This is a genomic window from Chryseobacterium gleum (assembly GCF_900636535.1).
Taxonomy (GTDB): domain Bacteria; phylum Bacteroidota; class Bacteroidia; order Flavobacteriales; family Weeksellaceae; genus Chryseobacterium; species Chryseobacterium gleum.
In genome coordinates, this window is the sequence record NZ_LR134289.1 from 289,792 (window position 1) to 304,312 (window position 14,521).

The following is a 14,521-nucleotide window of genomic DNA, read 5'->3' on the forward strand; positions in this document are numbered from 1 at the left end:
AACAGCCTCTTTTTGTTGTCACCTGCCACCTGTCTTTATAAAAACAAAAAACCTCCCGGAAATGATGGGAGGTGAATAAAATTGACTGTATATTGAAGTGTAATTCAATCGCTATTGATGGGCCTCAAGCCATTGCAGCCTGCGCTGATCCGGAAGATGTTTTACTTTAAAGTGTTCAAAAGTTGCATTGAATCCTTGTCCGTCAGGACATGCCGCCATTAATCCGACCATTACAGGAGTATTATCCTGAAGAGGAGCATTACGCATCATGATATAGTTCTTGTCATCAAAAGAATAAAAAATCTCAATAGCATCTAATCTTCTTACTGCTTTGATCCATACTGCAGGAGGTGTTTTCTCCAGTGTAATGACACTCCAGTCACTTTTATTGTGGGTTACTACAGTGCTCAGGTTATATTTTCCATCTACAAACTCTACTCCGGCTTTGATATAATGCTCTTTATCTGTTCTCAGCATAAGGCCCATCTGATCAAATCTGGCCTTATAGCTTCCGGTTATTTTTACCTTTGCCTCAAATTCGCCGCCATAAGTTGTATAATAAAAAGGAGCATCATCTACAGTAAATCCGTAATGTGAAACCCTCCAATAGTCGCTTTGAGGAGTTACAAACATTGAAAGACTGTTGTTTTTGATTTCCCATTTTTCAGGTTCATTAAACCATGTCATTTTCTCCAGGGTCTGGGCGGAAAACTTTTGAGTCAGGAATAAGGTGCAAAAACCTAAAATCAATTTCTTCATTCTCTTTGAAATAAGTTCTAAACGTAATTATTAATTTAGCAAAAGTATTATTAAACCACATTTTCGTCAATACTGATAAATAACCATTATGGAAATCCGTGAACAACTTAGCGATAAATTACTTGATAACACTTCAAAAAAATGCCTGCTTGATATTGAAATCTATAAGCAGAAAGCTCTTGTTTATTCTCAGATGGAAGGTGCAATATGTGTATTGAGCGATATGCAGGAGAATAAAAGTTATATTTATAAGTCTGAAGCAGCAACAGAACTTGGACTTAGTACAGATGAAAATCCTGCAGAAATTGAAACCATCTGGGAAGAAGAAATGCTGAAGAAGATACATCCGGATGACCGTCTGAAAAAATATATCCACGAACTTCGTTTTTTCAAATTACTTGATGCGATGGAAATGAAAGAACGTACAGCGTATAGCGTGCTTTCAAAAATCAGGATGAAAGATAAAAATGAAAAGTACAGATGGGTAAAACACCGTATGTTTTATATTTATTCACCTCACAACGAAAGGTTGAGGCTGGCATTATGCCTTTATAATATTGCTCTGACTCCTTCTAATGCTCCTGATTTTATGATAGTGAATATGATAAAAGGAGAAGTGGTTGTAAAAGATAAGCTTGATTATAAAAGCATTCTGAGCCCGAGAGAGCTGGAGGTTCTGAAGTTTGTTGGTGAAGGATATGCCAGCAAGGAAATTGCGGATATGTTGTCTATAAGTGTCAACACCGTAAGCCGCCACCGTCAGAATATTCTGGAAAAGTTGAAGGTGAAGAATTCTACCCAGGCTTTTAAAGATAGTTTTTATTAAATGTTGACTTTAAATATCCGAAAAGTTCACCGTGCTGTTTTGTCTCTAATGTTTAATTTTATAACTTGAATGCAGATTAAGAAAAACCCGAATGATGAAAAGAAGTGAAGAGATCACCCGTCAGTATTTTACCTTTTTAGACAAGCATATCCGGGATGTCATTTCCGGGACCGTTCCGGAATTTATGGAATTAAACGAAATTGCCGGAGAGCTTGCTGTATCTCACAAACATCTTACCGATACTGTTAAAAAGGAAACCGGACAGCATCCTTGTTCTTTCTATGATGAAAAAATAATTGAGCAGGCCAAAAATACGCTTATTACTTCCAATAAATCTGTAGCGGAAATTGCCCGCATTTTTACTTATGACCCTTCCAATTTTTCCAAGTTTTTCAAAAAAATGACCGGACAGACTCCAGGGGAATTCAGGAAATCCAATAAATCTTAATCCGTTTGTTTTATTTCTTTACAATTACTTTAGCAGGTAATTTACGGCAATTTCTGTCTCTAGGTAGGGATTTAATCATGCTGTAATGATGTTTTAAATACAATTTAGTGAATTATATTGTTAAAATTACCGTAAAATAATCTTTTATAAATGAGGGGTTGTAAAAAATAATTGCATTTTTTTATTATTTATCTATTAATATTTCTTTATTGTTTACTTTTTTTATTAAATTTAGGTAAGAAAAAACTAATTAATTCAATAAAGAAAAATGTTAAAAGAAACAGAGGTATACAATTGAGTTTGGTTTCCAGAACATAAGAATAAATTATTGTGCTTTTAATAATATTTAATCTTAGGAAGGGAGCTTAAGCCCTCTAAATAATTATATATTTGTTTTTTTTAAAACCACACAACAAACAAGATTAAGGATGAGCATCAATTTCACAACAGCAACTATTAAAGACTTTGAGAATATACCAGACAACGACATGGCTCAAAGGGCTGAAATTTTTTATGAATATTTAGACTATGTAAAGTCTAACGGGCACATGAACTACAGACTGAAGAATACTTCAGGAACCAATGCAGTACTGAATGTAAATATTGCAGACCGCAACAGAGAATTCGTTAGTTTCGTATCAAGTGATTATTTGGGATTTACACAGCACCCGAAAGTAAAGCAGGCTGCTATTGAAGGAATAGAAAAATATGGTACAGGTACAGGAGCCACTCCTCTTATCGGTGGATATTTTGACTATCATAATGCTTTAGAAAAAAAGATTTCAGGCTTTTTTAAACGAACAGAAGACGAAGCCGTAGTATTCACTACCGGGTATACCGCTAACAGTGCGACTTTACAATGCTTAATGCAGAAAGAAGATCTTGCTATTTTAGATATGGCAGTACATGCCAGCGTACACGAAGGATGTGCTTTTACCAATAAAAAAACATTTCCGCACAATAATCTGGAATCTTTGGAACACATTTTGAAGGTATCTGAAAATCTGTACCGTACGAAACTCGTTGTAGTAGATGGAGTGTATTCCCAGGATGGAGATACTTCCCGTATTAATGAGATCTATAATCTGGTAAAAAAGTACAATGCCTTTCTGATGGTGGACGACGTACATGGTGTCGGCATCCTTGGAGAAACGGGGAGAGGTACTTTGGAACAGGCTGGATTATTGGATAAAGTAGACCTTATCACTGGTACATTCAGCAAAACATTTGGAAATCTTGGAGGATATGTCATTGCAGATAAAAAAATAGCTGCATTCATCAGATTCCATTCCCGTCAGCAGATCTTTTCAGCTACAGCTCCGCCATCATCCGCAGGAATCGTTAAAGCCATTGATTTAATTGATGAAGAACCTATCTGGAGAGAAAAACTCTGGAATAATATCAACTATTTCAAAAAAGGACTTGATGATCTGGGATTGGATACCGGAGTAACCTGCTCCGCCATTATTCCTGTAAAAATAGGAGACCCTTATGTAACAGGAGAAGCCGGAAAACTACTAATAGAAAAAGGAATCTATACCAACCCGATTCTTTATCCGGCTGTACCAAGGAAAGATGCGCGTATCAGGATGAGTGTGACTGCAAGACATGAAAAAGAACATCTCGACAAAACGCTTAATGCGTTTGATGATATTAATAAAAAATTGCATATTGCGAAAAAATAATAATTATGCCTAGAAAAGTAGTGCAGGGCCCCATTAGGGACAAAGAAAAAACAAAACAGAAACTGCTTGCTGCAGTTGGTAAAATTTTAAGAGTAAAAGGATATTCCGGATTAAAAGTAAGTAAAATCGCTGCCGTTGCCGGATTTGATAAAAAGCTGATCTATGAGTACTTCGGAAGTACTGATAAACTGATCGATGAGTATATCAAATCGCAGGATTACTGGAGCCAGGTCAACCAGGATGTTGATATGGACTTTTCTGACGGCGGACATGAACTTACCAAAATGGTGGTGCTTAATCAGTTCGAAAACCTGAAGAAAAATAAGGAACTTCAGAAAATTATTCTTTGGGAACTTTCTGAAAGCAAGCCTATCCTTAAAAAACTGGTTGATCAGCGTGAAGAAGTGGGAGAGGTCCTATTTGGAAATATCTCGGATCCTTACTTCGGAGAAGGTGTGGCAACAAGACACAGGGCGATTATGGCTCTTATTGTTTCCGGTGCTTATTATCTCAACCTTTATACAGGATACAACGCAAGTAAGTTCTGTGGGATTGACCTGAAAACTGAAGAAGGCAGAAAAGAAATTGAAGGCGCTATCGTTGAGCTGATCGACTTTGCATACAGCAAAAAAAAGTAGGAATTAAAAGTTTTCCGATTTAAGCAGAAATATATTTTTTGTTGATAATTTGAAAACTTTTAATTTTCAAATTAAAACTATATTTCTTACTTTTGGCCAATGGAAAATTTTATAGTATCTGCAAGAAAATATCGTCCTCAGGAGTTTGATACGGTTGTAGGACAATCCCATATTACGGATACTTTAGAACATGCAATTGAAGAAAGCCAATTAGCTCAGGCATTGCTTTTTTGCGGTCCTCGTGGTGTGGGTAAAACTACTTGTGCCAGGATTCTGGCAAGAAAGATCAATGAGAAAGATGGCTCGGTTTCAGAAGACGGCTTTGCGTATAATATCTATGAGCTGGATGCTGCATCCAATAACTCTGTAGATGATATCAGGGAACTGATAGACCAGGTACGTTTTGCTCCTCAGGTTGGTAAATACAAAGTATATATCATAGATGAGGTTCATATGCTGTCTTCTGCCGCTTTCAATGCTTTCCTGAAAACGCTGGAAGAACCGCCTGCCCATGCTATTTTCATTTTGGCAACTACGGAGAAGCATAAGATTATTCCTACCATTTTATCCCGCTGTCAGATCTATGATTTCAAGAGAATTGTCATTGAAGACATCCAGAATCATCTGAGAAATATTGCAGAGAAAGAAAATATCCGTTATGAAGATGACGCATTGTACCTGATCGCTCAGAAAGCCGATGGTGCTTTAAGAGATGCGCTTTCCATCTTCGACAGGCTGTCTACTTTCTCCCAGAGAAATATTACACTGGCCAAAGCTGCCGAAGTACTGAATATTCTTGATTACGATCAGTATCTCAATATTGTGGATCTTGTCAAGGAAAATAAAATTCCGGAAGTGCTTTCTGCGTTCAATGAAATTGTAAAAAAAGGTTTTGATCCCCATATTTTCATTGCCGGGTTAGGAAATCATTTCCGGGACCTGATGATGGCACAGAATGCATCAACAATGGAACTCATTGAAGTAGGAGAGAAGACCAAAGCCAAATTTGTAGAACAGGGACAGAAATGGACTGCCCAGCAGCTGATAGATGGTATTGAGATCTGCAACCATGCGGACATCAATTATAAAAACTCCAAAAACCCAAGACTTACGGTTGAAATTGCATTAATGCAGCTGGCTTCACTGACAGCTAATTTAGGCGATACTAAAAAAAAAAGTTCCTGATACTGGCTCCGTTTCTCAGTGAGAAACAGGAAGTGAAAATGCCGGAAAGAACTCCGGAGAAGATAGAAGTTAAAGCAGAGCAGCAGCCTGCAGCTTCTCAGACAGTTCAGGCAGTTTCAGTAGCCAAAACAACCAAGCCATTGTCAAGGCCGGGAATCTCTTCAGGTTTCAGCATCAATTCCTTTCTGAATAAAGAAGATAAAGTGGAAGCAACAGAAGAGGTAGTTGTAAGAACTGAAAATCTTCCACAAAACCATTTTACAGATACAGATCTGCAGACAGAATGGAAAATTATGCTTAAACAGCTTCAGGTTAAAAATAACTTTGTATTCAACGCAGTAAAAACCTTTAAGCTGGAAAAAGCTGAAGAGCATAAAATCAAAGTTTTATTCCCTTCAGATTCTGCCAAAGTAGAATTTGATAAAATAAGTGGAGAATTTTTTAATCATTTTAAAAGAAAAGTTCAGAACCATAGAATCGAGATAGAATACGTCAGAGACGTTGAAAATCTGAAGATTGAGGTGGTGACGAAGAGAAAAATGTTTGAAAAGTTTATCGAAAAAAATCCACTTTTGAAAGATCTTGATGATTTAATGAAGTTTGATTTGACATAATTTTTATATATTTGTCAAATATTTCTGTCGAAAGTAAGTTTTTGACAAAAACAAATTACAACCAGAAACGCTAAAACAAAGACATTTCCAGAATAAAATGGAAAAACTGACTAACACATATCTGTCTTTTTTTGCACCCGCTAATTACTTTTTTAGCGGTTATTTTAGTTTTTCTGCTTCTTATTATAGAAATTTCAGAACCTATTACCGATTTTATTGGTACTGTTAACTGAATTTCTTTCCAAAAAATACAGGAGAAGTAGAGCCCTATTATTTTCCTGATTCCTTTAAACAATTTTGAACGGCATTTTTTGAAAAGAATTATAAATTAAATTTTATAATCCAAAGGGCTATTGCTGTCAACGAAAAAAATATATAAAAAAACAATAAAATTTAGAATAATGAATTTAAATGATTTAAAAAATGAGTGGATCGATGGGCTTACACAGCCTTTAATGATTGCGGGACCTTGTAGTGCTGAAAGTGAAGCTCAGATGCTTGAAACTGCGAGGAGAATTAAAGAGTCCAATGCTAACGTGTCGGTTTTCCGTGCAGGAATCTGGAAACCCCGTACCAAACCGAACGGTTTTGAAGGAGTAGGAGTGATCGGTTTGAACTGGCTGAAAAAAGTAAAAGAAGAATATGGTTTTAAAACAGCTACTGAGGTAGCCAATGCACACCACGTATTTGCAGCTCTGGAGGCAGATGTGGACGTTCTTTGGATCGGGGCACGTTCTACAGTAAATCCGTTTACAGTACAGGAAATTGCGATGGCTTTAAGAGGAACTGATAAGCCGGTATTCGTGAAAAACCCTGTTAATCCGGATCTTGCTTTATGGATCGGAGCATTGGAAAGACTATTAGGACAGGATATTAAAAATTTAGGAGTGATCCACAGAGGATTTTCAACCTACCAGAAAACAAAATACAGAAACAATCCGAACTGGCAGATTGCCCTTGATTTCAAAAGCCAGTTTCCGAATATACCAATGCTGATTGACCCGTCACACATCTGCGGAAACAGAACAGGTCTTGCTGATATTACGCAGGAGGCACTTAACGTAGGGTACCAGGGAGCAATCATTGAATCGCACTGCAATCCTGATGAGGCATGGAGTGATGCTTCTCAGCAGATCACACCGGAGGTTCTTGCAGATCTTATCGGTAATTTGAAAGTGAGAAGCTCTAACCTTGCAGGTTTTGAAGGAGAAATGGGCAGACACAGAACTTTAATTTCCGATCTTGACTTCCAGTTAATTGAACTTCTTTCCCAAAGGATGAAAATTTCTGAAAAGATCGGTAAACTTAAAAAGGAAAACGATATTGCAATCTTCCAGCCTGAACGTTGGAAAGTAATTACAGAATACGCTACACAAAAAGCCAAAGAAACAGGAATGTCTCAGGAATTTATTGAAAAAGTATTCAAAGCAATCCACGAAGAGTCTATTGAAGTTCAGAATAACATTATGATCGACAAAAGATAAATTATAGATGACAGGGAGAAGCACATAAAACTTTTACCTATTTCGTCAACAATACAATTTAGGGCTTAGGCATCAGTATTTAGGCAATTGAAACATGTGTTTTTAAACCTATTTCCTGAATTCTAAGCCCTAATTCCGTATATTTGCAGCAGTATTATCTATGAAAGGAAAAATCATTAAATCTACAGGCAGTTGGTACCAGGTTTTGGAATTGGAAACAAATAAAATTTTCGAGGCCAGAATCAGGGGGAAATTTAAACTGATAAAAACCAGACTTACCAATCCGCTTGCTGTAGGAGATTTTGTTGAATTCCAGCTGGAACAGGATGATATTGCATGGATTACGAAAATTGAGCCGCGTTCCAATTATCTGATCAGAAAATCTGTAAACCTTTCAAAAGAAGCTCATATTATTGCATCCAATATTGATCTGGCATGCTTTATCTTTACCCTGAAACATCCTGAAACATCATTGGGATTTCTGGACAGGTTTCTGGCATGCTGCGAAGCCTACAATATTACCCCGCTTATTCTTTTCAATAAGATTGATGTTTTACACGAAGAAGAAATTGAAATCGTAAAAGACATCGAATTCCTATACCAGGAAATCGGTTATAATACTCTGGAAATTTCCTCCTATTCAAAATTAAATCTGGATCAGCTTCAGGAAATTCTGAAAGATAAGACTTCCGTATTCTTCGGACATTCGGGGTGTGGAAAATCTACTTTGGTAAATGCTTTACAGCCTGGGCTGAACTTAAAAACATCTGAAATTTCGGACACCCATCTGAAAGGAAAGCATACAACAACTTTTGCACAAATGCACTTCTGGGATTTTGGAGGAAATGTCATTGATACTCCCGGCGTTCGTGAATTTGCGATGATCGATATTGAAAAAGAAGAAGTACAGCATTACTTCCCTGAAATTTTCAAGAAGAGAGAAGAGTGCAAATTTCACAACTGTCTTCACGTAAACGAACCTAAATGTGCCGTTATTGATGCGCTTGAAACAGGTGAAATTCAGCATTCCCGCTATGCTACTTATATTAAATTGATGGATGAGGCTGAAGAAGCTTCCCAGAAATAAAAGGACAGACATTTCTTTTATTATGTCACATGAATCGGACAATCTGTATCATTTTATTTTGGTGTCAGATAAAATATTATTCTAATAAATTACTTCCTTATAGATTAAATTTAAGATACATAGAAGCATTTGTTTTTTATGAATTATTTTTTTTTGAATTTTAATGAAAAAAAATCTGTTTTTGAATAATTCCACTTTTTGGAACTACCTTTCTCATAAATAACTCCAATTTTGTCACATTCTGATTGAGCTTGAAAAATGATACTAAGGGTAATTTTGACTATTGCAATAATAGCAAAAAAAATGATAAAATTATCTTATATGACTTTTTATGTTGTTGAAAATTATGGAATTAGTAAAAAAAATGTGGTATTTTTTTTGAAATAAAAAACCCAGCCGAAGCTGGGTAAAAACTAATAACCATGAAAACTCAAATTAAACATGAGAATCGCAATAGAATAAACAATTACTGTGCCAAAGTTTAGTTCATGATTTCTTAATAAAAGTTATTTTTATGTTAAAAAAAAATTAAAATAAAAATCAAAGATATTTTTTGTAATTTTGCGCCATTAAAAAAATATACATTTATGTCTAACATTACATTCACTATGATTAAGCCTGATGCTGTTGCTGACGGACATATCGGTGCTATATTGGGAAAGATTGCTGAAGGAGGTTTTAAGATCAAAGCTTTAAAATTAACTCAGCTTACAGTTGCTGATGCAAAAAAATTCTATGAAGTACATGCTGAAAGACCATTTTATGGAGAATTAGTAGAATTCATGAGCTCTGGTCCTATCGTGGCTGCAGTTTTAGAGAAAGACAATGCAGTTGAAGACTTCAGAACATTAATCGGTTCTACTAACCCTGCAGAAGCTGCAGAAGGTACAATCAGAAAAATGTTTGCAAGAAGCATCGGAGAAAATGCTGTTCACGGTTCAGATTCTGACGAGAATGCATTAATCGAAGCTCAATTCCATTTTTCAGGAAGAGAGATTTTCTAAGAAAATCATCTTATACAATAAAAAATCCGGAGAATTTTCTCCGGATTTTTGTTTTTCTGTGCAGAGGCTTATTAAAGATTATTTTCAATAGCTCCTACGTTTTCTCTGTACAGCTCAAGAGGTTTATCAAGTAAAACTGCAATGACGGTCATCTGTTTGTCCAGTCTTTCTTTAGGAATATCAATGTAAATGATTCCCGGCCTGTCACTCCAGTAAAGTTTATTGTAAATGGTATGGGTAAGCATGCTGCCTTCCCCTGCGATTCTTATTCTGGCAATGTTGTTTTTTATCCCTTTCAGTGCAATTGGTCCCGTTGGAATTCCTTCCACAAAAAGATAAAGTGTCTGTTTGTCTTTTGATAAAGCACTCATTCCCGGAAAATGACCTTCCGGCAGTCCTTTTCCTGTTTCAAATAAAACTTCTGCATGTTTGCTTATCCATTGCAGCGTTTCCGGATTTGTTGCAGGAGTTTTTTTGATTTTCATGTCAAGGCCATCATTGGTTAAGCCTGCATTTGTGATCAGATTATTACCATTATGTAAGGCATTGGCCAAATCATAAACTGCTTCCTTGGTATTTTTGTTTTCCAGTATTTCAGCAAGAGGATGTTCTTTCTTTTTAAAATCATTCAGAAACACAGGAGATGTGTCAAAAGTAAGTTCTGCCACTGTGACATCTTTGTCAAATTTTACATCGGAAAAATTCAATGTCAGAGTTTTTTCAGTGTTATAATCCGTTTTAACAACAGCGGATGGTTCTCCGATGATTTTTACTGAAAGAGGTTTTGTTACCAATCCATAAATCTTTGTGAAATTTTTGGCTTCTTCAAGATACAGGAATAAAGACTTTTTGGAGACCGACAAAGAAGATTTCCCTTTGTAATTTTCGAAAGGAATTCCGCGGGTTGTTTCGTAAATGGCATGCTGATTTTTTGAGGTCCAGCGTCCCAGGTTTTTAAGAATCTCAACCTGCTCCTCCGGAATGCTGCCATCTGATCTGGGACCGATATCAAGCAGGAGGTTTCCTCCCATGCTGATTACATCTGCCAGCGTTCTGACAATCATATTAGGAGTTTTATAACTTTTGTCAAAGGGTTGGTATCCCCAGGAATCATTCATGGTATAGCAGAGTTCCCAATAAGGATTCTGAGGCGGAACTACCGGGACACCTTGTTCCGGAGTATCATAATCTCCGTGATTGTTGAGCCTGGAATTGATAATGATATTGGGATTGTGTTTCCTGAGCAAATCTAAAGTCTGAGAAGCCTGCCATTCCTCTGAAGTATGCTCCCAGTCCCCATCGAACCAAAGAAGATCCGGAGAATACTGAGAAGAAAGTTCGTTAAGCTGGCTCTGATAATAGCTGATGAAACGCTGCCAGCGTGCAGGATCGTTTTTGAGTTCATAACGCTTTTTTGTCCGGGTATTGATATCATAATAAGGATGACTCCAATCCGGTAAGGAGAAATAAAGTCCTGTTTTTAATCCGGACTTTTTCAATGCAGAAACAAAAGGGCTTAAAACATCCTTTTGGGCCAGTGAATTTTGAGGAATAGTTGTCGCTTTTTCTGCTTTTGAGTTCCACAATGAAACTCCGTCATGATGTTTTGTTGTTATCACCGCATATTTTGCTCCGGATTCCCTGATGAGATTTACCCATTGTTCCGGTTGATATTTTGAAGCTGAAAAACCATTCAGCTGTTTCATATAATTTTCGTGATTAATGTAATTATTGAAGAATGACCAGGATTCGGAGATTCCGTTGACGGAGTAAATTCCCCAATGAATAAAGATACCCAGCTTGGCATTTTTAAACCATTCCATTTTTTTGCTGTTGCCGGCTGCTTGCTCCTGTGCACCAATAGTACCCGCAGATAATATCAGGCCAAGGAAAACAGCTTTAATCAGACTGCTTTTCATATATAGATTTATTTTAACATTAAATATAAATAAAGAAAACATTCCAGGATAAAATAGTTTTAATATTTAGCAATAATTATTATCAAACAGTTTCTTATTATTGTATTTTTAGAAATGGAACGTTTATTGTAAAATTTACCTGAAAAAAGCAATTATGAAAATTCCGGCAATATTAATGGCAAGTTTATTAGCGGTAGGAGTATCTGCACAGACTACCAGGCCTGCAGCTAAAACAAAAAAGCCTGTTAAAAAAGTAAAGAAAGCTGCTGCTTCGGATACGGCTGAAAAGAAAAAACCGGGAACTCCTAAACCGGTCGTAAAAAAAGATACACTTGTGCTTCATGGATACGGCTGCCCGGCCTGCGGAATGGGATAAGAGATGAGAAAGCCCATGTTAGGAGTATCAATGATGGCAGAAGCAGACTTTGTTTCTGCTATTTTACCATTGCTGCAGAATAATTCCATTGATGTGCTGGAATGGTCTTTTGATACCCTTTATCATCCAAATGAACCGGACTGGCTTCGTGATTTGTTAAACTTTTACGCAGAGAACGGCCGTTTGATAGGTCATGGTGTTTACTATTCTTTGTTTGATGCAAGATGGACAGAAAGACAGGATGAATGGCTGAAAAAGCTTAAAGAAGAAGTCAGGCTCCGGAATTACAACCATATTACTGAACATTTTGGTTTCATGAATACGGAAAATTTTCATCAGGGAGTGCCATTACCGGTCTCTCTGCATCCAAAAACTTTACAAATAGGAAAAGACAGGCTTTGCAGACTTCAGGAAGCGGTGGATATTCCTGTAGGGATAGAGAATCTGGCATTTTCTTTTTCCGTAGATGATGTCAAAGAGCAAGGAGTATTTCTTGATCAGCTGACAGAAGATACAAATGGATTTCTGATTCTTGATCTCCATAATATTTATTGTCAATCCTGTAATTTTGGGGTAGAAATGAAAGAGATCGTTGATTTATACCCTCTGAATAAGGTAAAAGAGATTCATCTTTCAGGAGGAAGCTGGCAGGAGAGTGCTTACGGGAAAAAGCAGGTGAGGAGAGATACTCATGATGACGTCATTCCGCAGGATATTCTTTCGGTTTTACCCTCTGTAATGGAACAATGCCAAAATCTGGAATATATTATTATTGAAAGACTCGGGCATACTGTAAAAACGGAAGAAGAAAAAGTTTCTTTCCTGAATGATTTTAATACTGTCAGAAAGATTATTGAAATATCCGACTTGAAACTGGCAGAAAGGAACTGGATGAAAAAAGAAATGATACTTCCGGAGAAACCTTTGGAAGATAGGGTGCTGTATGAAGAACAATCGGAGCTTACTAAGCTTCTTTTTGAAAATGCTGATGCTGCAGTTATTAAAAATCATGACTTTCATTATTTCAAAACAGAAAACTGGGATTCTGAAATGATTCTTACAGCGCAGAACATCATTAAAAAATGGAATCCTTATTAAATTCTATTCTGATAACCAAAATCAAATTATATGAAAATGACAACATTAGTATTGATCATTACCTCTGTTCTCACTGCTTTGATAGGAGGACTTTTTTATGCTTATTCATGTTCTGTGGTCCTCGGGCTGGGAAAGCTGTCTGATCCGGAATACCTGAAAGCTATGCAGAACATCAACCGGGAAATCCTTAATCCTGTCTTCTTTATGAGTTTTATGGGTACTGTAGTTCTGCTTCCTGTTTCAATGTTTTTGTTTCGTGGACAACAGTCTGTCTTTATTTTTCTCCTTCTGGCTACATTGGCTTACCTGATTGGAGTTTTTGGGGTTACGGTTGCCGGAAATGTTCCGATGAATGATGCTCTGGATAAGTTTGATATTAAAGGTTCCAATACGGAAGCGATCAGACAGATGCGGGAAAATTTTGAAAACAGATGGAATTTCCTGAATAATATAAGAACTGTTTTTTCTGTCATTTCTATCATTTTTGTAGTCTGTGCTTGTGTCTGGAATAAGGAAGTATAAAAATTATAATGGAATTAGGTAAAAATACGCAAATGTCAGATTCAGTATTTCTACGGATGTGTACGTGTGGTTTTATTCAGATCTTTGTCTTGTTAGTAAGACAGTTTTAAACATTTTCAACAAGTTGAAAAAAAGATTATAACCAAGACGACTTAAGTTTCCAAACAAGAGAAAAGGCAGCCAACGGCTGCCTTTTGTGTATGATAAAAGATAATCTTAAATCTTTAAAAGTTCGATCGTTCTTTCCGGGCTTTCAGCTGAGAAAACAGCATTTCCTGCAACAAGAACGTCGGCGCCGGCTTCAAATAATTTAGAAGCGTTGTCAAGATTTACACCTCCGTCTACCTCAATAAGTGCTGTAGAATTGTTACTTAAGATCAGATCTTTGGTTTCAGCAATCTTTTTATAGGTATTTTCGATGAACTTCTGACCTCCAAATCCCGGGTTTACGCTCATTAATAATACAAGATCGACATCTGCAATAATATCTTCAAGCATTAACACCGGAGTGGAAGGATTTAAAACTACACCCGCTTTTGCCCCTTTATTCTGAATATGATGAATGGTTCTGTGAAGATGGGTACATGCCTCATAATGTACAGAAACAAGGTCTGCACCAAGATTGATAAATTCATCAACATATTTTTCAGGTTCCACAATCATCAGGTGAACATCTACAAATTTTTTAGCATGCTGCTGAACGGTTTTCATTACCGGAAAACCAAATGAAATGTTGGGTACAAATCTGCCGTCCATTACATCAACGTGGAACCAGTCGGCCTGAGAATTGTTCAGCATTTCAATTTCTCTTTGCAGATTCCCGAAGTCTGCAGATAAAAGGGATGGAGCAATAAGCTTCGTTTTCATTTTTACTTT

Annotated in this window: 15 protein-coding genes; 12 read left to right on the top strand and 3 right to left on the bottom strand. The window is 36.7% G+C overall.

Annotation, left to right across the window (positions count from 1 at the left end; translation table 11 throughout):
• Positions 1-111: 111 nt before the first annotated feature.
• Positions 112-759 (bottom strand): DUF1349 domain-containing protein, encoded by a 648-nt coding sequence (locus EL165_RS01295; protein ID WP_002980044.1) that lies wholly within the window; start codon positions 757-759, stop codon positions 112-114.
• 88 nt (positions 760-847) lie between these two features.
• Here EL165_RS01295 and EL165_RS01300 point away from each other — a divergent pair, with 88 nt between their 5' ends.
• The 9 genes from EL165_RS01300 to EL165_RS01340 all read left to right on the top strand — a co-directional run bounded on the left by EL165_RS01300 (position 848) and on the right by EL165_RS01340 (position 9,730).
• Positions 848-1,585, top strand: coding sequence for a LuxR C-terminal-related transcriptional regulator (locus EL165_RS01300; RefSeq protein WP_002980043.1), 738 nt, complete (start codon positions 848-850; stop codon positions 1,583-1,585).
• A gap of 91 nt (positions 1,586-1,676) precedes the next feature.
• Positions 1,677-2,033: a helix-turn-helix domain-containing protein gene (locus tag EL165_RS01305; RefSeq protein WP_002980042.1), complete on the top strand. Its 357-nt coding sequence runs from the start codon at positions 1,677-1,679 to the stop codon at positions 2,031-2,033.
• A 428-nt stretch (positions 2,034-2,461) separates the two neighbouring features.
• Entirely contained in the window at positions 2,462-3,718 is a 1,257-nt protein-coding gene (locus EL165_RS01310) for an aminotransferase class I/II-fold pyridoxal phosphate-dependent enzyme (protein WP_002980041.1), read from the top strand.
• A 5-nt stretch (positions 3,719-3,723) separates the two neighbouring features.
• Positions 3,724-4,356, top strand: coding sequence for a TetR/AcrR family transcriptional regulator (locus EL165_RS01315; RefSeq protein ID WP_002980040.1), 633 nt, complete (start codon positions 3,724-3,726; stop codon positions 4,354-4,356).
• 99 nt (positions 4,357-4,455) lie between these two features.
• Complete coding sequence (gene dnaX, locus EL165_RS01320; RefSeq protein WP_126358566.1) at positions 4,456-5,541, top strand: DNA polymerase III subunit gamma/tau; 1,086 nt, start codon at positions 4,456-4,458, stop codon at positions 5,539-5,541.
• 38 nt (positions 5,542-5,579) lie between these two features.
• Positions 5,580-6,155: a hypothetical protein gene (locus tag EL165_RS26145; protein WP_002980038.1), complete on the top strand. Its 576-nt coding sequence runs from the start codon at positions 5,580-5,582 to the stop codon at positions 6,153-6,155.
• Positions 6,156-6,556: 401 nt separating this feature from the next.
• Positions 6,557-7,639, top strand: coding sequence for a chorismate mutase (locus tag EL165_RS01330; RefSeq protein ID WP_002980037.1), 1,083 nt, complete (start codon positions 6,557-6,559; stop codon positions 7,637-7,639).
• Positions 7,640-7,799: 160 nt separating this feature from the next.
• The gene (gene rsgA / locus EL165_RS01335) at positions 7,800-8,726 is read left to right on the top strand and encodes a ribosome small subunit-dependent GTPase A (RefSeq protein ID WP_002980036.1); all 927 of its coding nucleotides are present in this window, start codon (positions 7,800-7,802) and stop codon (positions 8,724-8,726) included.
• A 587-nt stretch (positions 8,727-9,313) separates the two neighbouring features.
• Positions 9,314-9,730 carry a nucleoside-diphosphate kinase gene (locus tag EL165_RS01340; RefSeq protein ID WP_034722935.1) on the top strand — a complete coding sequence of 139 codons (417 nt, stop codon included), beginning with the start codon at positions 9,314-9,316 and terminating at the stop codon, positions 9,728-9,730.
• Positions 9,731-9,801: 71 nt separating this feature from the next.
• On the opposite strand, the gene EL165_RS01345 is transcribed toward EL165_RS01340, so the two are convergent.
• The gene (locus EL165_RS01345) at positions 9,802-11,649 is read right to left on the bottom strand and encodes an alpha-L-fucosidase (RefSeq protein WP_041461505.1); all 1,848 of its coding nucleotides are present in this window, start codon (positions 11,647-11,649) and stop codon (positions 9,802-9,804) included.
• Between the two features lie 154 nt (positions 11,650-11,803).
• Between EL165_RS01345 and chrA the strand changes: the two genes are divergently transcribed.
• From chrA to chrI, 3 genes are read left to right on the top strand one after another with little or no spacing between them, the layout of a single operon-like run.
• Positions 11,804-12,025 (top strand): MNIO class RiPP chryseobasin precursor ChrA, encoded by a 222-nt coding sequence (chrA, locus tag EL165_RS01350; RefSeq protein ID WP_002980029.1) that lies wholly within the window; start codon positions 11,804-11,806, stop codon positions 12,023-12,025.
• A gap of 15 nt (positions 12,026-12,040) precedes the next feature.
• Positions 12,041-13,123 (top strand): MNIO family chryseobactin maturase, encoded by a 1,083-nt coding sequence (chrH, locus tag EL165_RS01355; protein WP_164720324.1) that lies wholly within the window; start codon positions 12,041-12,043, stop codon positions 13,121-13,123.
• A gap of 36 nt (positions 13,124-13,159) precedes the next feature.
• Positions 13,160-13,645, top strand: a complete 486-nt coding sequence (chrI, locus tag EL165_RS01360) for a chryseobasin maturation helper ChrI (protein ID WP_126358719.1) — start codon at positions 13,160-13,162, stop codon at positions 13,643-13,645.
• A gap of 216 nt (positions 13,646-13,861) precedes the next feature.
• On the opposite strand, the gene rpe is transcribed toward chrI, so the two are convergent.
• Positions 13,862-14,512: a ribulose-phosphate 3-epimerase gene (gene rpe, locus EL165_RS01365; RefSeq protein ID WP_002980024.1), complete on the bottom strand. Its 651-nt coding sequence runs from the start codon at positions 14,510-14,512 to the stop codon at positions 13,862-13,864.
• Between the last annotated feature and the right edge of the window lie 9 nt (positions 14,513-14,521).

Excerpts from the sequence above, each read along its gene's own strand:
- EL165_RS01295 (WP_002980044.1), bottom strand. The coding sequence starts at position 759 with ATGAAGAAATTGATTTTAGGTTTTTGCACCTTATTCCTGACTCAAAAG.
- EL165_RS01300 (WP_002980043.1), top strand. The coding sequence starts at position 848 with ATGGAAATCCGTGAACAACTTAGCGATAAATTACTTGATAACACTTCA.
- EL165_RS01305 (WP_002980042.1), top strand. The coding sequence starts at position 1,677 with ATGATGAAAAGAAGTGAAGAGATCACCCGTCAGTATTTTACCTTTTTA.
- EL165_RS01310 (WP_002980041.1), top strand. The coding sequence starts at position 2,462 with ATGAGCATCAATTTCACAACAGCAACTATTAAAGACTTTGAGAATATA.
- EL165_RS01315 (WP_002980040.1), top strand. The coding sequence starts at position 3,724 with ATGCCTAGAAAAGTAGTGCAGGGCCCCATTAGGGACAAAGAAAAAACA.
- dnaX (WP_126358566.1), top strand. The coding sequence starts at position 4,456 with ATGGAAAATTTTATAGTATCTGCAAGAAAATATCGTCCTCAGGAGTTT.
- EL165_RS26145 (WP_002980038.1), top strand. The coding sequence starts at position 5,580 with ATGCCGGAAAGAACTCCGGAGAAGATAGAAGTTAAAGCAGAGCAGCAG.
- EL165_RS01330 (WP_002980037.1), top strand. The coding sequence starts at position 6,557 with ATGAATTTAAATGATTTAAAAAATGAGTGGATCGATGGGCTTACACAG.
- rsgA (WP_002980036.1), top strand. The coding sequence starts at position 7,800 with ATGAAAGGAAAAATCATTAAATCTACAGGCAGTTGGTACCAGGTTTTG.
- EL165_RS01340 (WP_034722935.1), top strand. The coding sequence starts at position 9,314 with ATGTCTAACATTACATTCACTATGATTAAGCCTGATGCTGTTGCTGAC.
- EL165_RS01345 (WP_041461505.1), bottom strand. The coding sequence starts at position 11,649 with ATGAAAAGCAGTCTGATTAAAGCTGTTTTCCTTGGCCTGATATTATCT.
- chrA (WP_002980029.1), top strand. The coding sequence starts at position 11,804 with ATGAAAATTCCGGCAATATTAATGGCAAGTTTATTAGCGGTAGGAGTA.
- chrH (WP_164720324.1), top strand. The coding sequence starts at position 12,041 with ATGTTAGGAGTATCAATGATGGCAGAAGCAGACTTTGTTTCTGCTATT.
- chrI (WP_126358719.1), top strand. The coding sequence starts at position 13,160 with ATGACAACATTAGTATTGATCATTACCTCTGTTCTCACTGCTTTGATA.
- rpe (WP_002980024.1), bottom strand. The coding sequence starts at position 14,512 with ATGAAAACGAAGCTTATTGCTCCATCCCTTTTATCTGCAGACTTCGGG.